At 52.9% G+C, this 22,947-nt stretch carries 24 protein-coding genes and 2 pseudogenes; 9 read left to right on the forward strand and 17 right to left on the reverse strand.

What is annotated here, in order from left to right:
* Nucleotides 1–93 precede the first annotated feature (93 nt).
* On the reverse strand, nt 94–252 hold the full coding sequence (locus tag BG842_RS30220; RefSeq protein WP_175424233.1) for a hypothetical protein: 159 nt from the start codon (nt 250–252) through the stop codon (nt 94–96).
* Between the two features lie 307 nt (nt 253–559).
* On the opposite strand from BG842_RS30220, the gene BG842_RS20785 reads away from it, so the two are divergent.
* Complete coding sequence (locus BG842_RS20785; protein WP_069452287.1) at nt 560–751, forward strand: hypothetical protein; 192 nt, start codon at nt 560–562, stop codon at nt 749–751.
* Between the two features lie 141 nt (nt 752–892).
* Here BG842_RS20785 and BG842_RS20790 read toward each other — a convergent pair whose 3' ends face one another.
* Nucleotides 893–1,384 carry an Lrp/AsnC family transcriptional regulator gene (locus BG842_RS20790; RefSeq protein WP_069452288.1) on the reverse strand — a complete coding sequence of 164 codons (492 nt, stop codon included), beginning with the start codon at nt 1,382–1,384 and terminating at the stop codon, nt 893–895.
* Between the two features lie 166 nt (nt 1,385–1,550).
* Here BG842_RS20790 and BG842_RS20795 point away from each other — a divergent pair, with 166 nt between their 5' ends.
* On the forward strand, nt 1,551–1,862 hold the full coding sequence (locus tag BG842_RS20795; RefSeq protein ID WP_069450550.1) for a helix-turn-helix transcriptional regulator: 312 nt from the start codon (nt 1,551–1,553) through the stop codon (nt 1,860–1,862).
* A gap of 478 nt (nt 1,863–2,340) precedes the next feature.
* Nucleotides 2,341–3,180, forward strand: a complete 840-nt coding sequence (locus tag BG842_RS20800) for a TrmB family transcriptional regulator (RefSeq protein ID WP_175424234.1) — start codon at nt 2,341–2,343, stop codon at nt 3,178–3,180.
* A gap of 95 nt (nt 3,181–3,275) precedes the next feature.
* Here the strand turns inward: BG842_RS20800 and BG842_RS28110 are convergent, their stop codons facing one another.
* A complete protein-coding gene (locus BG842_RS28110) occupies nt 3,276–3,578 on the reverse strand; it encodes a HalOD1 output domain-containing protein (RefSeq protein ID WP_083252681.1) in 303 nt (100 codons plus the stop codon).
* A 662-nt stretch (nt 3,579–4,240) separates the two neighbouring features.
* Between BG842_RS28110 and BG842_RS20805 the strand changes: the two genes are divergently transcribed.
* On the forward strand, nt 4,241–4,726 hold the full coding sequence (locus tag BG842_RS20805; protein ID WP_254663346.1) for a hypothetical protein: 486 nt from the start codon (nt 4,241–4,243) through the stop codon (nt 4,724–4,726).
* A 106-nt stretch (nt 4,727–4,832) separates the two neighbouring features.
* Nucleotides 4,833–5,495 carry a hypothetical protein gene (locus BG842_RS20810; RefSeq protein WP_069452289.1) on the forward strand — a complete coding sequence of 221 codons (663 nt, stop codon included), beginning with the start codon at nt 4,833–4,835 and terminating at the stop codon, nt 5,493–5,495.
* Between the two features lie 271 nt (nt 5,496–5,766).
* Here the strand turns inward: BG842_RS20810 and BG842_RS20815 are convergent, their stop codons facing one another.
* From BG842_RS20815 to BG842_RS20845, 8 genes and pseudogenes are all read right to left on the reverse strand, one after another.
* Complete coding sequence (locus tag BG842_RS20815) at nt 5,767–6,384, reverse strand: GAP family protein (protein WP_069452290.1); 618 nt, start codon at nt 6,382–6,384, stop codon at nt 5,767–5,769.
* Nucleotides 6,385–6,955: 571 nt separating this feature from the next.
* Nucleotides 6,956–7,984: an AI-2E family transporter gene (locus tag BG842_RS20820; protein WP_069452291.1), complete on the reverse strand. Its 1,029-nt coding sequence runs from the start codon at nt 7,982–7,984 to the stop codon at nt 6,956–6,958.
* Between the two features lie 535 nt (nt 7,985–8,519).
* On the reverse strand, nt 8,520–8,939 hold the full coding sequence (locus BG842_RS30225; protein ID WP_175424235.1) for a DUF5518 domain-containing protein: 420 nt from the start codon (nt 8,937–8,939) through the stop codon (nt 8,520–8,522).
* A gap of 145 nt (nt 8,940–9,084) precedes the next feature.
* A complete protein-coding gene (locus BG842_RS20830; RefSeq protein ID WP_254663347.1) occupies nt 9,085–9,468 on the reverse strand; it encodes a DUF1269 domain-containing protein in 384 nt (127 codons plus the stop codon).
* Nucleotides 9,469–9,756: 288 nt separating this feature from the next.
* Complete coding sequence (locus tag BG842_RS32050; protein WP_254663348.1) at nt 9,757–10,386, reverse strand: AI-2E family transporter; 630 nt, start codon at nt 10,384–10,386, stop codon at nt 9,757–9,759.
* Nucleotides 10,329–10,694: a hypothetical protein gene (locus BG842_RS32055; protein ID WP_254663349.1), complete on the reverse strand. Its 366-nt coding sequence runs from the start codon at nt 10,692–10,694 to the stop codon at nt 10,329–10,331. Before BG842_RS32055 ends, BG842_RS32050 begins: the two co-directional genes overlap by 58 nt.
* Before the next feature lie 568 nt (nt 10,695–11,262).
* Nucleotides 11,263–11,502, reverse strand: a pseudogene (locus tag BG842_RS28120) (IS5/IS1182 family transposase); the annotation flags it as partial.
* Between the two features lie 129 nt (nt 11,503–11,631).
* Nucleotides 11,632–12,792, reverse strand: a complete 1,161-nt coding sequence (locus tag BG842_RS20845) for a CBS domain-containing protein (protein WP_069452294.1) — start codon at nt 12,790–12,792, stop codon at nt 11,632–11,634.
* A gap of 706 nt (nt 12,793–13,498) precedes the next feature.
* Here BG842_RS20845 and BG842_RS20850 point away from each other — a divergent pair.
* A complete protein-coding gene (locus tag BG842_RS20850; protein ID WP_254663350.1) occupies nt 13,499–14,083 on the forward strand; it encodes an HdeD family acid-resistance protein in 585 nt (194 codons plus the stop codon).
* Nucleotides 14,084–14,381: 298 nt separating this feature from the next.
* Here BG842_RS20850 and BG842_RS20860 read toward each other — a convergent pair whose 3' ends face one another.
* Both BG842_RS20860 and BG842_RS20865 read right to left on the reverse strand, forming a co-directional pair.
* Nucleotides 14,382–14,831, reverse strand: coding sequence for a universal stress protein (locus tag BG842_RS20860; protein WP_069452296.1), 450 nt, complete (start codon nt 14,829–14,831; stop codon nt 14,382–14,384).
* Between the two features lie 129 nt (nt 14,832–14,960).
* Nucleotides 14,961–16,235, reverse strand: coding sequence for an inorganic phosphate transporter (locus BG842_RS20865; RefSeq protein ID WP_069452297.1), 1,275 nt, complete (start codon nt 16,233–16,235; stop codon nt 14,961–14,963).
* A gap of 801 nt (nt 16,236–17,036) precedes the next feature.
* Between BG842_RS20865 and BG842_RS20875 the strand changes: the two genes are divergently transcribed.
* Complete coding sequence (locus tag BG842_RS20875; RefSeq protein WP_254663351.1) at nt 17,037–18,137, forward strand: sodium:phosphate symporter; 1,101 nt, start codon at nt 17,037–17,039, stop codon at nt 18,135–18,137.
* Nucleotides 18,138–18,148: 11 nt separating this feature from the next.
* On the opposite strand, the gene BG842_RS20880 is transcribed toward BG842_RS20875, so the two are convergent.
* The gene (locus BG842_RS20880; RefSeq protein WP_069452299.1) at nt 18,149–19,222 is read right to left on the reverse strand and encodes a sodium:calcium antiporter; all 1,074 of its coding nucleotides are present in this window, start codon (nt 19,220–19,222) and stop codon (nt 18,149–18,151) included.
* A gap of 252 nt (nt 19,223–19,474) precedes the next feature.
* Here BG842_RS20880 and tbsP point away from each other — a divergent pair, with 252 nt between their 5' ends.
* Together tbsP and BG842_RS33280 are read left to right on the forward strand one after the other, a co-directional pair.
* A complete protein-coding gene (gene tbsP / locus BG842_RS20885; RefSeq protein WP_069452300.1) occupies nt 19,475–20,281 on the forward strand; it encodes a transcriptional regulator TbsP in 807 nt (268 codons plus the stop codon).
* Nucleotides 20,282–20,445: 164 nt separating this feature from the next.
* Nucleotides 20,446–20,622 (forward strand): annotated as a pseudogene (locus BG842_RS33280) (RNA-guided endonuclease TnpB family protein); the annotation flags it as partial.
* On the opposite strand, the gene BG842_RS20895 reads toward BG842_RS33280, so the two are convergent.
* The 3 genes from BG842_RS20895 to BG842_RS20905 all read right to left on the reverse strand — a co-directional run bounded on the left by BG842_RS20895 (nt 20,619) and on the right by BG842_RS20905 (nt 22,456).
* Nucleotides 20,619–21,422 (reverse strand): YihY/virulence factor BrkB family protein, encoded by an 804-nt coding sequence (locus tag BG842_RS20895; protein ID WP_083252683.1) that lies wholly within the window; start codon nt 21,420–21,422, stop codon nt 20,619–20,621. The pseudogene BG842_RS33280 and the gene BG842_RS20895 sit on opposite strands and share 4 nt — an antisense overlap.
* 528 nt (nt 21,423–21,950) lie before the next feature.
* A complete protein-coding gene (locus BG842_RS20900; RefSeq protein ID WP_069452303.1) occupies nt 21,951–22,208 on the reverse strand; it encodes a type II toxin-antitoxin system RelE/ParE family toxin in 258 nt (85 codons plus the stop codon).
* On the reverse strand, nt 22,205–22,456 hold the full coding sequence (locus BG842_RS20905; RefSeq protein ID WP_069452304.1) for a hypothetical protein: 252 nt from the start codon (nt 22,454–22,456) through the stop codon (nt 22,205–22,207). Before BG842_RS20905 ends, BG842_RS20900 begins: the two co-directional genes overlap by 4 nt.
* Between the last annotated feature and the right edge of the window lie 491 nt (nt 22,457–22,947).

The raw sequence follows: 22,947 nt of genomic DNA on the forward strand, positions 1-22,947 counted from the left end.
CAACTTTAATCTGCCAGCAAATCCATTTTACTGGCAGTGAAATTGATGGACTCTTCTTCGGATAACCCAGACAAGCGATGTTCGCTTGACGAGCTATTCAACCTCCTGGCAGATAGACACCGCCGTCATATCCTTACATACCTTGTTACACATGCCGATCAGCCTGTGCCGCTCGAAGCACTCGTGGAACATCTCGAGAGACACACAGACACTGACCGAGAGCGCCTCGTGATCCGGCTCCATCATCTCCATCTTCCCAAACTCGCTGATTATGGCGTGATCGAGTACAATTCCTCACTGCAGCTCATTTCGTACACAGAACACCCTCGCCTCGAAGCACTATTGCAGGCAGGACAGAGCCTCGGTGACGGTGGCAATGAATCGGATGTGACCGAATCCAACTCGTAGCACTCTCGCTCTGTATCCTAGGCGGTAGATACCCCACGAGACACCCCCTCAAACCAGTGAGGGACGTGGTTTCTCGAAAGTTTTGTCCGTATACGTTTCTACCGTTGTCTCCACCGGTACTCTCATACGCACGTTCCATGTTTGCTAGCATATGCCAGAGTTTGTCGTCAAGATTGACGATCATCCGAAACTCGAGCTCGACAACCTTGACGTGGGTGTCGAGAAAGACGTCATTGCCTTCGATGTAACAGGCACGATCCGAGACCTCGACGAGGATCTCCTTGATGCACTCACTGACACAACCCTTCGACCAACCGAGATCCACTTCACAACAGACGAGTAGTGTACAGTACGACTTCTATCTAGTTAGGTTGCGAAATTACCAACAATTGGTGCACTACATCGGTCTTGGGTAGGAGTTCTATGCGGTACTCGCAAAATGGATGCCTGAAATTGTGAAAAGTGCAATTGGAGGAGCTGGCAATTAGCTCTCATGCTGCTCATCGGCACCCTCCTCGCTAAAGTGGAAATGGTCGAACGGCTGGATATGCCGCTCGCGCAGGATCTCGGAACTCTCGACCGTGACCCCCGACTCGTGGAGTGTGTCCGTGATACGCGTGATATCTTGGGTACTCGTGCCAACCACTTCCACGTAGATATTCCGTCGCCCAACCAGCATCTCACGGACATCCACCACGCCTTGTATCTCGAGCAGTTGCGAGACGTAATCGGCGCGCTCGGTTGCTGGCACAGTACAGACGAACAGGACACGAAGCGGGAGATTTGCGGCCTCGTAGTCGATTTCAGGATGATAGCCTTTGATGATCCCATCGTCTTCGAGCGCTTCGATTCGGTTGCGCACCGTACTTGCTGAAACGCCCACGGTTTCGGCGATTTCTTGGGTCGTGGTGTTGCGTGCATCGCGCTGGAGATGATAGAGAATGCCACGATCCACGTTGTCAAGTGGTCGGCCCATAGGTGAGAATTAGTGGAGTGAGCATAAATAATGTGTGAGAAAGTGAGTGAACTTCCTCTCATTGAATCAGTTACTGATGGTTCACTCAGTTCCTCAAACGTAGGCCAACCCGTAATATCGGGGCAGTTTAATCGTGTGTGGTGTGATACCTATACGGTTGACAACGATGCTTGATACGCAGCTCTCAATACTCTCGAATCACCACAGACGGCGGGTTCTCTTCGCGTTGATCGACAATGCGCCGCAAACCATACCCACCGGTTCCACCGCCACGGTGGAGACCGATGGTGGAGACCAACCCCAGACAATTGCGATGCAGCACATCCATCTCCCGAAGTTAGCAGATCACGGGTTCATCGACTGGGATCGAGAATCACAGCGCGTGACGAAGGGACCGCAATTTGATGAGATCGAGCCGCTGCTCACCGTTTTGAGTGAGAACCAAGATATGTTTCCGACTGATGGTGTTCCCGACTAATCGATCGTAATCGAAAACTGCCACAGGTGTGGCAGTTCAGGTACGGAGTGACGATTGGTTGGGACCCGTCAGAACTCCGTACCACTTCGTCCTTTGCGCTCGTCCTCTATAACCCTACTGTGATTATGTGGGTTACTGATTATATATCCGAGTAGTGAGGGTAGGAATTTGCATCTTAAATTATTGGTTCCATCGAAACCACGTTCGTCGGTGCTGTGAAATAAGCAATTATAAAGTAATAAATTGCTTATTTAGCACCACTCCCCTACGTTTATCTGATTGAATACCGTGATAGCTGGTGAATTAGCAACCTGACTGTTCGGGGATGGGTGACATTGATGTGTGTTGACGTCCATACCCTATTGGATAATGGACAGTGCTGTTGGGCGGGCGCGACGACTTCAACAACAACTGTCTTATGAGCGACGACAAAACGGTTTGAACGACCCCGGTGTTCCCGGGCGAATGGTTGGGACCCATGAACGAGATATCTAATCAAGAGCAAGCGACCGATTTGTTGCAGAAACTCGGATTGAAAGAGTACGAAGCACGCTGTTTCGTGGCCTTAGCACGCCTCCCAAAAGGGACGGCCAAACAGATCAGCGAGACCTCCGAGGTTCCGCGAACACGCGTCTATGATGCGATCCGAGTGTTAGAAACCAAGGGACTGGTCGAGATCCAACACTCGAATCCCCAGCAATTTCGCGCCGTGCCAATCGAGGAAGCCGCAGAGACGTTGCGCCAGGAGTACGAATCACGGACGGAGACGCTTATCGAGGCGCTCTCTGCAATCGAGCCTGCAGAATCGAACGGAGGTGATGAAGAGATCACCCACGAAGTCTGGGCGCTCTCGGGAACGGCTGCGATTACGAATCGCACCCAGCAACTCATTGACGCCGCTGGACGAGAAATTATTCTCGTTATCGGACGAGAAGACGTTGTCACTGAGGAACTACTCGAACAACTCCAAGAGGCGCTAGAAACGGGTCTTGATGTGCTAATTGGCACGCAGACCGAGGACCTTCACGAACGGATTGCAGAGACACTGCCCGACGCAGAAGTGTTCGTCTCGGGGTTGGAGTGGTTGCATAGCTCGCCTCTCGAGGTTGCTGACGATACGACAATCAGTCGGTTGGTGTTGATCGACAAGAACACGATTCTGGTGAGTTCGGTCCACGAGACGGACACTGGTGGGATTGAAACTGAGAAGGCCGTATTTGGACGGGGCTTCGATAATGGGATTGTGGTGATTGCTCGGCGATTGATGGCGACCGGCTTACAGCCGGCTGATGATCCTGAAATGCCTGACGACGACTGATGGGTAGTGCGTTATCGGGAGGCTGTTTTTCAGGCGCAAACTCTCCGCGTGATCGGTGGTTTTGAAAGCGTGTGGGTTCGATTCGAGATATGTTCTTAGACGGGAGCAACATGAACAGTGCCAGTGCTTTGGACCGTGACAGAGTAGCCAGCGTACGTGAACGAGATTGACGTGGTCGTATCGGTGTTTGTTGTCGTTGGTGGTGCAAGAATCGCGTCAAGGGCATCAGGGTCGATGGAATCGTAGAGTGGACCGAGTTCCTGGTGGTCACAGTTCGCTGCCTGGGCAGTTGTTTCGACGACAGCGGCGCTTGGTTCTGTCGACGACCAGTCATACTGAAGTTGAATTCCTTCGGGTGGGTCGCCGTCATCAGAGTTCGGCGAGTCCTCATTACTCATGAATAGCCAGTACTACGAAGACAGTTGGCAAAAGTGTTGTGTGAGTAATTGGGAGACAATGCGATAGAGCTGTTGAGACGCGGGAATTCGGGTGATTATCTGTTCCTTACAGACTGAGTTTAAGGTTGGTATACTATACTAACTTTTGCACCACTATCGAATCAAGGATCTCACTCGCCGCAGTCCCCGTACAGCAGCTACCACTCATTCGTTTTCGTTGCTCCAATCTATCTTGCCTAAGAAGGAGCGCCTTGTAACTAGACCTTATGCCTCAGTCCTTAGGATCAGCCAATGTACCCACCAGTCAGCATTGGAATTCTCGGCGGACAAGAGCCACTTTATGCGTAGAGAAGATGTCAGACATTCTGAATCTGGGAGTTATCCACTTGCACTGCCGCTTATACTGCCCACAGGAAGTCAATCGCCAAAATCGGCCAAATTAGAGAACTCAACCTCGCTGCCGTCGCACGTTCTACTTCAGTTATAGAACCAATCACGCACCTTGAAAGAGACTGAGCTCCTAGAAAACAGTGACTTCTCTCCCAGGTGTGGGTACTCTTTAGAAGCCACGTAGATGACAATTAACAATACATAATCACGTCTGGAAGTATTAACAATAGGTCTACCCTCAGCGAGTTGTAGCCCAAAAAGGGGGAAAAGGAATGAGTCAGTCACTTCCAGAGGAGTGGTTTATCAAGGACACACGAGTGAATGCAGCGATTGCATGGATCTTCGCAGTCATTTTCGTTGCGATCGCCGTCGTGAGTCTCTTGCAGATACTGTTCGTTGAGATGGTGATGGCTGCTCTTGCAGCCTTCGTCGCCATCTCACCTGCAGTTGTCTACCGGTCGTGGACGCGGACCGTTCCGTGGCCACTGTTGCTTGTTGCGTCACTTCCGCTCTTAGTCAGAACGTTTCAGCCGACAACGTTCGGCGAACTCGTGGCCGGCGTGAGCGTCGCGACTCTTGCGATGCTCGTTGTCGTCGCACTCGAACTGACGTCGACGGTTCGCATGACGCCACGGTTCGCGGTGTTTTTCACCGTTATTGTGACGCTCGCGACCGCCGGATTCTGGGCCGTGGGTCGGCGGTTTCGGCGGCGTATCTCGGCACAGAGTTCATCAAGACGAATAACGAACTCATGGTGATTTTCACCGAAATGCTCATTGCAGGCGTATTTACTGGACTCCTCTTCCGGTGGTACTTCCGGCGTCGACTCACCGCAAACGTTGAACAACCACCAGAGGTGACAGCATGAGTTTTCGCACCCGCGTCCATGTCTCGGCTCGCCGTGAGGAGCAATTGGTTCGATTCCTTCAGTTGGCAATCGCCGGCATCCTGGTCATCGGCCTGTTGCGGGGAAACAGCGGAATCGCCGTCAACGCTGGTGTCGGCCTGCTCGTCACGTTCCTCCCAGCGGTATTCGAACGTAATTACAGTATCACGATGAGTGTCGGCATCGTGCTCTGGATCACGGTCGCAATGTTCCTGCACGCATTCGGGACGTTATCGTTGCCTGCACTGGGGTTCCTGAGCCCATACCAGTCGACGTGGTGGTGGGATCACATGACCCACGCACTCTCGTCATCGCTGGTCGCCGGAACAGCATATGCCGTGACACGGGCACTCGAGGAGCACACGGAGTACGTTGAGATGCCACCGAAGTTCATGTTCGTCTATATGTTGTTGTTCGTCATGGCATTCGGCGTCATCTGGGAGCTCATTGAGTTCTATATCGGCGTCATGTCGACGCTCATCGGCGGCGGGAAGGTTCTCACACAGTATGGACTGGACGATACGATTCTCGACCTAATCTACAATTCAGTCGGTGGATTGATCGTTGCGCTTCTTGGAACAGTGTACTTGACCGATCTCGCTGACCAACTTCGGATGCGAATGGAATCCACAGATCAATAACAATTAATGCGAGGCGAACCGTTCCCAATGGTCTTCGGTGTGCTATTTCTTAGTTCGTCCATCTGTCTACCGTGAACCACCTCGGGGTCAAGCCCCGAGGCACTCGGCCAGCTCCACCTGTAGAAACCTACCGACGGTGGCCAGTAGCTATCGGGATTGCAGTATTGGATACATCGCTAGAATAGTGCTTGTCGGTATACTCTCGGTTCTCAAACGGCTCGTCATTCAACATGAGCGTCCAAAATCGCCACCGTCAGGGGGCTTTCTTCGTTCACCCCGTGAGGTTGCTGACCGTAATAGCGATGAAAAGCAGGAGGACGATCTCGTTGATGATCCAGGAGTTCGTTTCCATCCAGTCACGCGCTTTCGGCAGGAATGCCTCCGCCCGTTCACCGAACGCGAGCAAGATAAGCGATGGGAGCGCTAGAATCAAAAGCGTAACTCCAATAAACGGGAGAGCATCTCTCCAGGGTGCCCCTTGTGCCGCGAGATATGAACCGACGGCGGCGGACGTGAGGAGATCACTCGGGAAAAGTCCCATCAGGAGGAATCCAAGCCTGAACGAGAACCGTGGGTTTGCCGATGTGAGCTTCCCCATCCATTTTGGCGGGTCCGTCTCTCCTCTCGTCCGGAAGACGTTTACCATTGCCACCAGGAGCAGGACAAGGATGATGACATAGAGTGTATCGTTTGTTGTGCCTTGTCCAAGTGCGAACTCGTCAGCGAAGTAAACGATGGTCACGACCAGGGAGATCGAGATTGCAGCGCCGAGGACGTATGCGGCTGAGTTCTGTCGCCAGTTTTCACTCGTCGCGAGGAAGATGGCGCTGAGAATCTGTGGCCCCGCAACCATCACAAACGCCAGTGGGAGAACATCGAGAAAGCTCATCGTGATCTCTCTACCTACTCCCCAAATTTTGTGAATGGCAGCTCATCACGAATCGAATTGTGACGGTCATTTCATTGTCTCCGTATCTCCACTTCACACACGACGTTAATTGGCCGTTTTTCTCACCGCTCAAGATTACGTCACAGTGGTAGACAACTGAGTAGTACAAAAAGACGACAGATTGTTCATAGAAATCTTGCTCTTCTGTGTCCCTCCAACCTATAATTATCGAGAAAATACAGTCGGCACCGTGTGTTTTGACAAATCAACAAAGGGATGTACCATTGTCCTGTGGTCGCACGAAAGAAATACCCTTGGCGGCGAGAGCACGTGGTAGGCAATCCTTACGTCCAATTATAGATCACATGGGAGGACACGATCGGCTATCTCTTCCGTCCCGCTCGGATGATTCCTTCAAATTCATCGGGAGTATCTACATTTTTGACAATAGCGACGCGATACAAGTACTCGTCACCGGAAATGTTATAGACAGTTCGCAAACACCACCTCGTGCTTGGGCCCCGCTCGAATGATAGAATCGGAAAAGTGCGCTGTTCTCCGCTGCAGGAAGTCACCTCGAGCGACTGAGCTCGCCACGTTCTTCGACCAATAAGTCGACGATTTCCTTGGACAATCCGATCAAGACGGGACCGACAAAGAGACCGAGGAACCCGAAGATGGCCACACCACCGAAGATGCCCAAGATGAGAAGCCCAGAGTTGAGACGTGCACCGCGTTGCATCGCAAGTGGTCTGATGACGTTATCCGAACCGCTGATGACGAGGGAGCCGTACACGAGTAGTCCCACCGCTTCTGGAATGCTGCCAACGAAGAGGAGATAAATCACGGCCGGAATCCAGACGAACGAGGCCCCAATCACTGGGAGTAGCGACAAGACGAACGTGACCACGCCCCAGAAGACGAGATCACCGAATCCGATGACGAGGAACCCAAGGACAGTCAGTATCGCCTGCACACCGGCAACGATGACGTTGCCAACCACGGCGGCCCAGAGGAGGTCGTCGGTGCGTGCGATCAGTTCGGTCGTCACGTCTTGGTCGAACGGAGCGGCTGTTCGAACCCAGTTGACGAACTGCTCTCCATCCCGTAAGAGATAGAAGAAGGTGAAGAGGAAGATCACGGTTTCGACGACGAACGCCGGGATACCGCCGACGATCTCGACAATACTCCCCAGAAGTCCCCGAATACCGGTTTCGATTGCGCCGGATAGCGGTTCGATGAGAGTCGAGAGGTCGGCCTGTGTTCCGAACAACTCCTGAAAGTACGCTTCGACAGTTGCGATGTCGGGGAGTTCGGCTCCCTGTGCCAGCGCGGCTCCTTGGTCGACCGCGACGCTGACTATCAACAGGAGCGGAACGAGAACGACGACGACCGTGATAAGTATCGTTACGACCGCTCCGATTGTCGCACCCCATCGGCGCGAGAGTCGGTCGTTTATCGGTGCGACGAGATATGCCATCAATCCGCCAAATAGGATAGCCTGGAAAAAGGGCAACACGAGGACGATCGTGAGCGTACCGACGACTAAGAGAAGAAACCTGAGGGCGGTCGTCGAGGACAGGTCGTCACCTTCGGTCATGGTCGGTTGTCACTGGCCCCCCAATTGGCGGTGGCATTGAGCCAGCCCCGATGCTGACGCCACAAACGAGAATAGAAGCGACGTAACCATGCTGTACGACGGATAACTCGTCGTTCGGTGTGATCTCCCCCTGCTGGTTTCTCCCTCTGCATCCACTAATCCCAACAGTCTGACAATCCCCGTGGTAATAGACCTTGTGTCGACGGCTCGCACGCCGAAGCAGGTAACCACCGTTTCTCCAACTGTCCCTCGAAGGCAAGGCAATCCTATACTAAGAGACGTTATTTCCGCTGGTGAGGAAGATCACCACGAGAGGGAAGCGTTCCGGGCGTTCCAACCCGTCACCGTCTCCGATTCTCGACTGGATTCACCATTAGGTTTTCACGAAGCCGCCATCGACATCGGCACAAACAATCTCTTCGTCTGTTCCACACCGACTGATTTCCTGCGCAAAATTCTCAAGTTGCCTCTGTGGAGTCGGATAGCCGACCCCAACGGAGGAGTCCTCGCGCTTCAACGCGGGGAGAGTGGCACGTCAGCGGACCTCTGCTCTCGCTGGTTCACGAGTCGTGGTGCGGCGATCTTTCACCCATCCACCGACGGCGCCAGCAAGAGCACCCGGGATCGCCGCTAGGAGCAGGATAAAGAGGCCGAACGAGAACCCTACAATGGCCGGAACAAGACCGGCAAAGAGGACGCCAAATATCGCCCACACAATGAGGAGCACGACGCTCCCGACGATGGTGGCGAGTCCGCCGTGTATCGCGCCACGCCCCGCACCGACGACCATGTAGCCGGCGACGACGCCTCCCATGAGTCCGGGTATTGCATACACGAGTGTCGTTAACTGTGTAAGGGGGACGAGCCAAACCACGAGTAGTCCGAGGACGAACGCGGTCGCGAATCCGGTGAGTACTGCTCTCCAGTTGATTGCCATAGTCGCATAGAAGTACATGGTCAATAGTGATAAACATGTTATAAAAGATGCGGATAGGTCGCAGATTTACATTTTCTCATCTCTCCCTTCACACAGCCACACGACTGGTTACAGGTTGAGAGTAACGGTGATGCAGTCAAAAAAGCCGTCCCTAAATGCCTGCTCACGCGGACACGTCTTCGGCGGCGAACGCGTCGCGAAGCTTCTCCTCGTCTTCAGGAGAGAGGTTCGTCTGAAGGACGGTCGGGTCGAACTCCGACAGTTTTTCAACGATGCGGCCTTCCTGCACTTGGGTCACGAGCAGGAATAACGCTGATTGGCCGGGCTTGACAGTCTCGCCGACTTCTTTGATGAACTCGTCGTCGACGCCCACGTCTTCGTATTTACCACCGATGGCGCCGGACAGGGCACCGACGGCTGCCCCGAGTATTGGTGCAAGGAAGATGAGGCCGATGAGCATCCCCCAGAATGCGCCGCCGAGCGCACCGGCTCCGACCAGACTCTGTGCCTGTTTAACTTTGACCTTCCCGTCAGGCCGCCGGACCACGACTGCCGCGTCTTCGAGCGTGATTAGTTCTTGTTTTTGTAATTCGTAGAGTTTGTCCGTGCTTCGGACGCACCGGTTTCGGAATCAAACGCTAGTACGATTAGTGATTTCACTGTTTGTTCCCCCCGGAACCGGGTTACTACGCCGTTTTACATAGTCCTTATCCCCTTCCAGATTCCGCTACAGAAACGTCAGCACCTGCGATTCACTGCTCTCACTACGAACGACAAGGGGAGAGCAACGTGAATACTCTCACCTCAGTACGACAAGCTGAAGAATCACGGCTTCTCACTCCTGACCACCGTCGGTTGCTTCGCCGCCCTCCATCGCGTCGTCACGGCTCTCACCCGTCTCTTGGGTTGCTGTTGGCCCAATCTCAATGTCAGACATGGGCTCCTCACCACGAAGTTGTGGGACGGCGACCTGAAGAAACTGGACAACGATGACCATCAGCAGTGGACCGAGGAAGATGCCGTACCACCCGAACAGGCTTGGGCCGAGGAGATAGGCAAACATGACGAGCGAGAGATGGAACATCTTCCCCGAGAGGTACGGTCGGATGTAGGTTCGGACGACGTTGTCGAACGCTAGTGCCATAAACAGGAAGAAGATGAACGGATACCAGATGAACGTCGGGTCACGCTGGATCGCTCCGACCGCAAGAATCGCGGCGATACCGAGATAGATGATGGATCGACCGACGATTGGGACGAGCGTGAAGATGCCCGTGATGACCGCCAGCAGTATGGTCGCGGGAATGAGAAGATTTCCTGGTGCGAAGAGATTGAACACGTTGTAGATGATAGCGGTCAGAATCATGATGGCAAAAATGGTCAGTGTGTACCCGAAATACACGGAGTTCAGTCCCTCATCGACCGCTTCGAGATAGCTGATAGACAGTGCGTCGTCTCCGAGCACATACTTTTTCCCCATCGTGCGAGGCGCTGATCCTCACTCAGCAGGAAGAATGCGAACAACACCGAGAGAAACATCATGGAGAGACTGGCCGCAGTACCCCCAACGATAGCCTGCAGATCGGCGATCACCGATTGCACTGATGGATCTTGGAGTGTTGTCGTTGCTGCTTTGACCAACTGATCAGGATCGTTCGGTATCGTCCCGACGTCGACCGGTGATTGTGCGAGGAATTGCGTCGCCATGTCAGAGCTCGCGAAGGCGGCGAGTTGTCCGATCGCAACGGCGAGAAACACGCCGAGGAAAATCACAACTGGGACGACGATGAGGAGCAGTGAGACTGCGGGAGAGAAGCCCCGAGTCGGGGTCGAAGCCGCCGGTTGATTGGGCGAGCGACATAATAAACGAACAATCCGAGGACGACCCATGGTAGAAACGTGAACACGACGGCGGCGATGATGCCAAACACTATCAGACCAGCAATCCACCACTTCAGATCTGGTCGCACGATACGAATTCGCGTCGCTTCCGGATTCTCCCCTTCCCCCACCATATGCTCCCATACACCATCGATGGAGTTAGCGTTGTCGTTGGAAATGGAGATATCGTCTGAGTATGGGAGAATTATCGCAAGTAGGGTGGCGATACAGGGCCTGAATTCAGGAAATGCAGATTCGGATGTTATGTCGGTAGTCAGTCAGTAGTCGATATTTCAAATTCTATCTTTCTGCGCTCGCCTCACTCGACCGACCGGATCTCGGGGAACTGACAGCTCCTGTTGCGAATTGGCTCGCGCGGTTGATAGAGCGCGGTTGATAGAGCGATTTGACAATATCATTTGCAATTTTATTGCCGTGTTGAATAGATGCCGAGTCGCGGTTAGAGTGGCTCACAGAGCGGTTCTATGTTCGAGATGGCGAACATGAGGATAATTTCACGGAACTGCCGATACCAGCCGAGCGAGCGCTTCGTTGTTGAGTACGATGTTTCGGCCATCCAGCGCTGAGAGCAGCCTTTTGCCTGGATGAGCGCGTTATGTCCTAGCGTCAACGGTCTCGATCCACGCTGTAAGATGAGTGGCTCGACACCCAGCGCGTAGAACTTGTATTTCGTAACCCACGTTCAAGGAACTCAGGTGAAAATGACCGACCGAGGGATTGTGGGTATCTTCGATGCTTTGAATCACGTATTCACCAACCAGGTCGATCCTCCACCCTCGGGTTGAAACTCCCTCCCGATGAATCATACTCAGCGTTCGATCGTCGGTGGGGTGGCGGCCTTCGATTGACTGATCTGGGTGATTTCGAGGACCGTCATCAGGTCTGTCCGCGAGATCAGACCGGCGAGCGAGCCGTCGCCTTCGGTTACGAGAAGCCGACCGATATCCTCCTGCTGGAGGGTCGTGAGCGCATTCGTCGCCTCGCCGTCGGGTCTGACCGTCACCAGATCTGTCGACATGATGTCTTTGACTGTTGCATCTTCTTGGCGGTCGGATGCTCGTTCTTGGATGTCTTCGAGCGTGACGATGCCGACGAGGTCATTACCGTCGACGACCGGATACCCGGTGTGACGTTCGCGGACCATCCGGTCAAGCAAGGTATCGATCGACGTCTCGGGTGCTACCGTATCGAGTTCGGCCGCCGGCGTCATTATCTCCCTAACGGTCAGTCCCTCGAAGGCCGCCTGCATAACCTCCTGGCTGGTCTCGCTTGTCGCGGCGATATAGATGAAGAAGGCGATAAGAATCCAGAACAGGTTAAACGTAAAGACTCCAGCGATTCCGAGCAGGAACGCGAACCCCTTCCCGACGGCAGCGGCGATGCGGGTTGCCTGCAGGCGCGACCGGTTACGCGAGAGCACCGCACGGAGGACTCGCCCACCATCCATTGGGAATCCCGGAAGCATATTGAACACCGCGAGCACCACGTTGAGCACCGCTAAGTAGCCGATCACGAACCGAACTGCGGGGAGCCTGCCAGCGAGCAGTTCGAACGACCCGTAGAACAGGACCCCGAGTGCGACGCTGACGATCGGGCCGGCGATGGCGATCGTGAACTCCTGGCGCCAGTCGTCAGGCAACTCCGCAAACTGTGCGAGACCGCCTAAGAACCACAGCGTGATCGATTCAGTCTCAAGGCCGTACCGGCGTGCTACAAGTGAGTGGCCTAGTTCGTGCAAGAGAACGCTGGCGAAGAGACCGAGTACAGCGCCCACTCCCAAGAGCCAGGGGAGCAACCCCGCGGTAAGCGGCTCAGGATCGAGTGGAGTCCTGAAGATCCCGTTGATCAAGTTCACTGTGAGGCCAACCTGCGAACCGATGAGATAGGCCAGCAGTGGGAGGATCAACAAGAACGAAACGCCCAGTCTGATCGGGATGCCGAACAGCGAACCGAGACGGAGACTCGCCATGTGACTACTACAGGCTCAAGCCCTATCAGGTAATCCCCCAGATCTCGAACGTTGTTGGTTCGGTCGGTATCACCCCCAGCAATTTCATCCGACGATGGCAACACTGTACTTGGCCACTATCGTCTCCAACCCTTGAGAACGAATATTCTCTGAACAGGGCACTGTTAAATCGAGAATAAGCGTAGAAGGCACTGGGGAGATTTATCTCTGGTTTTTATTGAGATTCGTAGATATCTGCTTAGACGGCCGATTCAGGGTGTCTAAGCAAAAACTGACCATCACATCCGTCTGGTGATAATAAGGCAACGGTGACCATGACGTGGGCTTTCTCGGTCTCGGCAAAACGGCCTCCAAATTCGACGTAAACTTCAGGAACCGTACCAGCAGGGAAATCGATTTCTGAAGAAGCACCGATAGATCGTGTATTGGCCACTCGATTAGGTTATCGAGGGGTCGCAACAGAGTACAGCTGTAGCTGCGAGAATGATGGGGTAGCAGGTAATCACCAGAGGGTCACGTTCGGTTCCCGACAGTGGGATTGACCTGTAATGGATGTTAGAGTCGGAGACGTGAATTTCAACGAGTAGTAAACGAGTGTTATACGGGCGTTGGTGAGAGGTTGTAGTATTCGTGTTGTCAGGGCATGACGTGAACGATTGGACTCTTTTTTCTACTTACCCCACAGGGATATGGTTGGGTAAGAATCATGAATCACATTGCAGCAATTCCGGCCGGCGAAATGGAATCTGAACAGGGTGGCGTGCTTGCAGGAGCTATCATCGCGATTCTCGGCATCCTCGCGATAGTATTCCCGTTTGTTACTGGGATTTCGCTCTCGCTTCTTCTTGGTGCGCTTCTGGTGGTCGGTGCAATTATCCATATTGCACATGCGTTCTCGGCGGGGAGTTTTTGGGGGGCATTTTGGCAGATCGTGCTCGGCATCCTCTATGGATTTGCAGGGATTTCATTCATGGCAAATCCCGTGATCGGTTTGACGACACTGACAATCCTCGCGATCGCGTTTTTCATTGTCGACGGTATCCTCGAGATCGGGTGGGCGATTACCGGTCATGGGAATAGAGGATGGCTGTGGCTTCTCGCGAGCGGTACGTTGTCACTGCTCGTTGCTGGCCTCCTCTGGATCGGATTCCCGGTGACCGCACTGTGGGCAGTGGGTGTCCTGTTTGGCGTGAATTTGCTCGCCACAGGTCTCTCGATGCTCATGGTCGGAATGGCAAATCGGCGAGCCGCACGAGAAGAGACGCCGGTGGAAGGAAGCCAGGAAGTCTAAAGAGGACAGGTGACATCTGAAAGCGACGTCGACTCCTCCCCTTCGATCGGCGTCACCAACATACTATCGACGATGCCGTGTATAATGCGCCACCCATGCTCCTTGAGGACTGCTTTCGTCTCTAACAGAATCTCCCACACATACGCGTTGATCGCCTCGTGGCACTCGATCCGTTCAAACTTCGCATTCGAGAAGCCCTGATAACAATATTGTAGTTTAATTTTATCCGTTCCGGACCGGTCACGGATGATTTTCCACGATTGATCTCTTCTCGTCTTCGAAGCCTTTCCCGCGGATTTCACCGAACGACAGTGACCATCATCGGCGCGCGGCGCATCACCCGATCCGCGACCGATCCGAGGAGAATATCTGTGATGTCGTCCCGACCGTGCGTTCCGATGACGATGTGATCCACGTCGTTCTCCCGAGCGTAAGTGAGGATCTGGCGCGTCGGTTGGCCCATCTTGACGACGCTCTCGAATGGAACCCCCCGTTCGTCTGCCAACTTGTGCATCTCTTCGTGGAGTTGTTTTGCATTTTTCCACTCTTTCTGGTACCACTCTTGTGAGTACGCTGGCATCCCCGCCTTTCCGAGCGGTGACTGTAACCCCGGCGTTAATGGGTCGATGTCGAACGGATTGACGACGGTGATGACCGTGATATCCACGTCCGGCATTCTCAACGCATAGTCGAACGCTTCCTCTGCCTTCGGTGAGCCATCAAGCGGAACGAGAACGTGATCCCCCATGAGAACTCAAAACAACAGTCACGAAGTAAAACGGTTTTCTCTGCTTTCGTCATGAATCGAGACGAAGGATTCGGGAGATGAACACGACAGAATTACAACGCGACTTTATAGCGAACACGACCGAACGACTCACCCAACGTGCAAGACAAACGCGAAGACGAGATACGACCCAATGACTGAGAGGGTCGGCGAGAGAATCCACAATAGGACGATTCGACTCGTCGCCGCTGGGTCGAACAGGCTCTCGGCCGCCAGTTCCTCGATGTCCTCCTCACCAATGGGTGGCACCTGTCCGACCTCGCCACCGTCGCCAACCGTGGATGGGTCGGGAACTTCACCCTCCGCGACTTCGCTGACCGTCGGGCCAGGTGGCACGTCGGATTCGCTCGTCTCGGCGATGAGCGCCCCCGACGACAGATCGGCGGTTGGTGTCGATTCGCCCTCGATGGCGGCGTCAGCCACCTCCGCGACCGTTACCGCGCGACTGGCGCGTCCCCAGCCGAGTCCGATGATACACGACGTAGTACTCACCGCGAGACTCGCTGGAATGCCGAGTCGAGAGAGGATAGTGATGATGGTCGCGCCGATGAGCGAAACGATGAGGGCCGCCAGAATCGGCAGGTCGGTGATTCCCTCGCTGATGGTGTCGAGCGTCCGCCGAGCGATAGTGAACCCACCGAGGCCGATCGCGCCGATGGCCAACAGAATTCCTTGGCTGGCGGTGATGGCTCCGTTCCCGATAAGTGGCGCGACGGCGTTCGCCGCGTTCGACGCGCCCGCACTGAAACCCATGTAGCAGGCGATGATAAGAACGGAGACCGCGCCGCCGACCTCGCGGCCACCGACGCCGCGTCCGAATCGCAACCGCGGAACCGACCCGGAGCGATCGATCGACACTAGCCCCTCCTCGATTCGGGCGAACGAAAACCGTGCGTCCAGATACGGATAGATATATCGACCGATGACCAACCCGGCGACGAACGCCGAAAGCGGTGCGACGATCCACGCCGAGACGATGGTGAACATCAGCTGATAGTTGAGCGAGTCCGATGCCAGTCCCAATCCAACGATGGCACCGACGGCGGTCATCGACGTGGACGCCGGGACGCCGTAGAGGTTCGAGATGAGCAGCGCGACTCCGGCGAAAAAGAGGACAACGATACTTGTCTCTAGCGTAAACTGGCTGGCTGGGACGATGCCGTTGCTCATCGTCTCGATGACGTTTCGCCCGACCGTCCAGCCACCGAGTAACGCAAACCCGGTAAAGAGCGCTGCTGCTCCGATTTTCCCGACGATACGACTGCCGACTGCGGGACCGAACGCGACCCCCGTTGAAGAGCCGCCGATGTTGTATCCGACGAATATGGCGACGAACAATCCCACGAGTAGTAGCGCAGTGACCACATTAATTCCCCCAATCTGTACAACGGGAGCGAGCTATTTCGTTCTTGCTCAACAAACTCTCTTTCGCCCAATAAGATCGCCAAAAGTCGAGCTATCATTGAAGCCAAAACCAAGGATTGATCAAGGTTTTTAATCTAGACGATAACCGTCCAATAGTATCGGAACACGCTTATCGGCGTATTTGACCGTACAATCATAGCGTGAAATATGATCTCGGAGAATCACTGTCGACGGCGCTGCGCTGTTGTCACTCAGCAACTCGATAGTAAGTGTCGCTGGGGTTCCCGTCGAAATAGTACTTTTTGGAACCTTGTTCAGTAGGATGTTTGCGGCGGTCTCTTTTGGAATATCGAGGAACAGCGTCGAGTGTTCCATTTCTCTTCCCCCCTCCCCAGCCATCTATCAGAATCGACTTATAAATAATTTATTTTAGTTGTCATTCTATCTGATGACATAGCAAGAGAATCTCTTCATCATACCAAGACAGTCATACAATTTCAAGTACATCCGTCCGAAGTACGCAAAGTACAGTATCTCGAAAGGTTTCGATACATCTCAACTCGCACTGCACAACACAAGATGGTGCAGAGGTCAGAGAGTTCAAATTAATTTCAGAAATGGAATAGTAACTAACATGTCGTGAGGCGATATAAGATACGGGCTTGTTGTTAGCAAGGTGAAATAGCTTTACCGAAATCAACAACACACCCATTATTCGATTAGAATATTAGCTTGACGTATAACAGAGAAATCGCCAATTATGGACATAACCATTTAGACAGTACAGGAAGTCAGTCTTAGGTGGTGGGGACCATTAGCTGGGATTCCATTCAGATCCGACTGACCGAACGACCCAGAGTCATACTGTCACTGAAAGTGATCGGAGTGATTGTGCTATTTCTGTTCGCCATTCGATTACTGGGTGCGACGACGGACGCACTTGCTCCGGCTCTGCGACAAAATTTTCAACAAATCGTGGTCGGGGACTCCCCAGCTCTTGGCGCGAGTTGGTTCGCCTCCTACGTCCTTGCGAACGGATCAGTCGTTGCCGCGCTCGCACTCACGTTGTTCAACTCGAACGTTATCGTACCATCACAATTGTTCCTAATGATAATTGGATCCCGACTTGGCGCAGCTGCTATTGTCATTTTCATTGGAGCGTTTGATTACTTCAACACCGAACTCGAATCGCTTCGAGAATCTGTACGAATGGGGTTACTCACGTTTCTGCTCACACATACTATCTACCTCCCGGTGATGATTCTCGGCTACCTCTCGATGCCGTTGGTTCGCACTGCCGTCTCGACGAATCAGAATGTTTCTACAGGAGGCGTATCGACACCGAGTGTATTCTCTGCACTAACCGGCGGACTCATCGATATTCTCGGCGCAGGCGTGGCGTTTCTCGTCGCGATTGGTTGCATTCTCCTCAGTATGCGATTGTTCGACCGAATACTGAAGGGGATTGATAAGCAACGACTCAGAGAGCGGTATCTTTCCCGACTCCAACACAAGTGGGTTTCGTTCGGAATCGGGCTTATCGTCACTGGATTAACAACGAGTATCGCGTTCTCTCTCGGCGTAATTGTCCCGCTCTATAATCGTGGACACATCAAGCGTGACGAAATCATCCCATACATTCTGGGGGCAAACATTGGGACCCTGGTCGACACACTCATCGTTGCGTTAGCTCTCCATACGCCCATTGGTGTGATGACCGTGGTTTTGTTGCTGGTCATCGGCTTCATCGTGACGCTTCTCTCGCTCGTAGCCTATCCACTGTATACATCGTTTATTGACGCGATGCAGAACGCGATCGTCGGAACCGTCGTCTATTTCGTCGGGTTTCTTCTCTCGCTTCTCCTCGTTCCACTGTTGCTCATTTTATTCGGGTGGATGTGAACCGACAATGCTCAGAAGTCAGACGGGAAGTAGATAATCCTAATAGAAAGGTAGCCAAAATAGAGCAGTATCAATAGTAGCGCACCGCTACGTCCTAAACGGCGTTCCTCGATTGATTCGAGTGACAGTGCCGCACCATCCATGCCGAGTTTTCTGGCTATCGAGCCCAACAGCTCCCCGAAATCGTCTTTTAGCAGCAGATATGTGAGTAGGATACCTGCTGTTACGGTCTCCATAGGAAGGTCCCAGTATATCAGTGGTTTCGGGACATGGTACGTCGAGATGAGTGAGCCAAGGCCGATGCCGAGGAGTGGATTCGTGATGTTGCTTCCGATCAGTGTTCCTAACGAAATCCCCTCCGCACCTTCTTGTAATCCAGTTATCGCAGTCGTCATCTCAGGTGAGGCCGCACCGATACCAAGTACGAGAACGCCGATGAGTGATCCTGCGAGCGCAGTTCGACTGACGAAGTATTCGACGCTCTGAAACAGGAAGTGGGCGGAGACGACCAAGGCAACGAGTGCGACGAGTGCAACAAAAAGATCCACACGAGGATTTTCAGATGGCGGGCTAGTTCCCTGTTCTTGTAGAATTTCGTTCCGTGTCGTATAAAGAAAGTACATGTAGAGAATGAACAATCCTACTAAGAGTGCGCCGTCTAATCGGGTGAGCATCCCATCCCATGCGAGGACCAACGTGACGAGGGTCGTCCCGATCATTGGGAGATAATCTCGAAACAGGAATGTTCGTGAAAACTGAAACCCACCGACCAGAATGACGACTAAGCCTAACACGAGCGTCTGCTGGACGACGTCAGATCCGATGTTACCCCCAAGTACGGCCGCCGAAACTGGTCTCGGTCGTCCGACACCAACAACGATTCGATACGATGCGACAAGATGGGAGGCGATCTCGGGGAGACTTGTCCCGACCGACACGACCGTCATTCCGATGACAACCTCCGAGAGGCCGTAATATTTCGAGACTCGAACCAGTTTTCGGACGACGACTTGGGCCGAAATTATCAATGCGAGGATAGCAATAAGGCCAATAATTGTGTATCCCGCCATCCCACCGAAGGTCATTCTAGGTGAGGAGCGTCAACCCAGTCGTGCATAAACACTATGCGTCGATGAACTAGCCGGCATTAGATGAATTGCGGGCGCTAAAACCTCGCCGTTTAGAGTGGAGAGAATGTCACTGAAATCGTCATCCCTCGAGTCTAAATTCTCACGGAGCTCCCTACCCGGGTTAAGCTGTTCATCCGCTAGTTTTAGCTTCCTCTTACCATGGTTAATTAGAACAAAACAAAGACATATCTTCACTATTTGGAAAGTATGTCTACAGAATCCATCACAATCGACCAGGAATTCACGGAAACGATTCACTCATTTCTCGACGATGCTGACACAGTCCTCGTCGTCAATCCAGCACCGGAAGTCTTCCAAATAATAATCCAGACGGCAACCCAGTTTGACGATGATCTACCCGGATTTCAGGTGCTTGCCACTCCCGATGTGCTCAAAACAGGGGCCGAAGATTTCATCCTCGCGAGTCAGGTGGCTGATTTGATTGACCGAGGCACACTAGAACTTCGAACGACTACTGACATCGCGAGAAATTCGTTGCTTGTCAGCGATGACGAAGTCATAACCGTAGTGACGTTGGAAGATAAGTTGACGGGGCTGCGCTCAACAGATGACGATCTGGTCGAGAACGTCCGATCGACGTTTGAAGATGAGTGGAACGATAGTGAGACGTTCACTCTACGAACCCCACCACTCTCACGTATCCAAGAAACGCTTGGTGAGGAATTTGGAGACGCGATCGAAGGCGATTTCATGATGATTGTTGAATCAGCCGAGACGATTCCTGAAGAAGGTGGTGACCTCGATGAAGTGGCCCTCGCGTTATTAGTGGCGGCAAACAACGAGGTACTTCTCTATGATATTAGTAAGTGGGGAGAAGACATTGGTCTCGCGAGTAAAGCGACCTTTTCACGGACTAAAACACAACTCGAGGATCGCGGCCTTATCGAGACAGAGAAAGTACCAATCGATGTTGGTCGGCCACGGCTTCGATTGCTCTTGGCATCAGACGAGCTTGAGGATGTTGACAGTCTTCCAGACCAGATGACGGCATAGTGTGTTGTGGTTCACTACGGGGTCAAGTCCCGGCTCATCAACCTCGTGGGGGATTACGAGACCGAAGAGAGTGTTGACGACGACTCGCCGAACCTCGCTGCGGAAGCAACCACTGCAGGTCGCCAGCTCTTCGAGACGGTCCAGCACTCAGAACAGAATACTGAGCTCGTGAACTTCTCAAGAAACTCCACTCGGGGCAGACGTCTTCGAGTGGAGGCGCACCCTGTCAGTGTGCGCTAATGTCAGGGACGCTGAACCTGAACGGCGATTTCCACGCCTCCGTCGATTCGACGGCAGAAGGGGAGTCCACTGACAAGCCCACGACTTCAGTCGTGGGTTACCGACTTGAGAGAACGACGTTGAGACAGGCACCGAGGAGGATGAGCAGACCAACGAAGTAGAGCCAGAGAATGAAAATGATGAATGTACCGAACACCCCGAACACGGAGACATTCGAGAAGTACTGCGTGTAGATTCCAAACCCGAACTCAAGAACAATCCACCCGCTGGCTGTGAGCACTGTCCCTGGGAGGGCATCCCGAACCCGATGTGGTATTGGGGGAAGGAGATAGTACAGTGGGAACAACATGAGACAGAGGAAAATGAACTGTTCGAGCCTCCCTATTTCGCCGAACAACGGCAATTGTGCCTGAAAAATGGCAGCAGGGAGCGAGACAGCGAGCTGAATGGCGACCGAAATGATCAGCGCGACGATGACGATGCCCCCGTTTCGGATCGAAGTGATTGGGCTGCCTTCGAATGGGACATCGTATATCTGTGAAAACGCGAACACTAGACTTCGAAAGATCTTCAGGCCGCTCCAGAACAGGAGACCGATACCAAGGAGTGAGGCTTCTGAATGTGCCGCCGGGTAGATGAGCGCGTCTCGGACGAGTTCCTGGCCATCCGAAGTGAGAATTCCGGTGAGTGCTACCTGTTGGAGTACAGTCCGGGCCAGTTCTTCGCCCGCAATCGTGGAGACAACCAAAAAGATCAACAGTAATAGCGGGAGTATCGAGACGAAAGTGTAGTATGCGAAGCTAGCGGCCAAGAAACCAAGTTCGTTCTCACGGACGAGCGCGATGAACTGCCGAGCGGTACTTTCTACGTCCATGCTAGTTCTGATTTGTCCTCGTTGCATCTGTGGACCATGACAGAGCGACTCATCAACGGTACAATCGTACCTGTTGGATAGATGATGTGGTACATCGTCCTTCGCCTTAATTCTGCTAGCGGGCTGTCCATCCCTGATTAGGGTTGAGCGGCGAGGGGTTCGCAGACAAATACCACATCGAAAAGTAGTTTCATTCCATCAATCAATATCATTTGCCATTTTATCGGTATCGACATCAGTTATCACTAGCACAATTAACTCTCGTACCAGTGTTTCCGCAGTGGCACCCTATCGCTGGTCGTCATTGGCCCGCTCTGGATTGGGTTCCCGGCCACCGCCCACAGTGCAGTGGGCGTCCTGTTCGGCCTAAATTTGCTCGCCATAGGTCTCTCCCGCGGAACTCGCGATCTCGCCAATAGTATTCTTATCCACCATAGAATCTTCTCGCCGAATGAATCGAGTGAGCAGTAAATCCGTACCACGGATTGCGCATGGATCGATTCGGGGGTCCTGGAGTGGTTCCACTTCCACTTATCAAATCAAGAAGAAATGAGGTTACAGGTTCCGGTCATAAACGTTCTTTCGATGACCGACTGCAAGCACCCGCAGCACATCGGCATCCCGCTTCCAATCGATTATGATGCGATAATCACCGGCTCGAAGTTTGTAATAGGGATAATTAGTCAATGGCTCAAGTCTGTGTTCTGTCCACTCAGTGGCTTCGTCGAGTTTAGTGAGAATTCGGTCTTGAATGTCATGTTCCAAGTCTTCTATCTGCTCTACTCCTCTATCAGACCACTCGACTGTGGTCATTCTTCGCGATGCCCAAGTCGTTCACGCACTTCATTTTGAGAGACAGTCTTTCCTTCCTCGAATTGCTGTTCACTGATTCGGATGTCCTCAAGCGTCTGGTCTGAGAGCGTGATTGGGTTCTCCTCCATGTATCGACGGATGGTATGACGGGCGAAATCACTTTTATTGATGAATTTACCGGTTTCTTCGATATATTCGTTGATATCGTCGTCCATTCCATCGGGAACCTTGATTGTCAGTGTTGTCATCGTACTACGATAGTAGTTCTATCGTATTGAATATTGCGTTGATAGTCACTATGAGCAATGAGTCGTTTGACCTGAGAGGCGTATCGCTTCCACTTATGTGATTATGAGTTAGAAAATTGGGAGCAGTGAACGGAGTTCCGATCGATCATGCTGTTTAGTGTGGTTGACAAATAAAGCTCAAAATCTCACTAGAGGTTTATGACATTTCGTCGCGAATAACGATATATGTCAACCAATAACCGGTCGCACAATATTCAGTATCCACTTGGAGTTGTCGGACTCATTCTCGTAGCGTTTCTGCTCAGGGCAGGACTTAGTTTGCTTGTCGATACGCTGGTTGCTGGTTCGCCCTCATGGGTTCCAGTGTTCGGTACGATTGGGCAAACAGTTACAATTTACAGCTGGGGTGTGTCTCTATTTGCGTTTGTGTTTGTTCCTCTCGTTGCCTTCTGGCTTGGTAAGAGGTGTGGTCAGAACTCGGGATAAGTGTG

This window comes from Haladaptatus sp. W1, from assembly GCF_001723155.1.
In the GTDB taxonomy this organism is placed as follows: Archaea; Halobacteriota; Halobacteria; order Halobacteriales; family Haladaptataceae; genus Haladaptatus; species Haladaptatus paucihalophilus.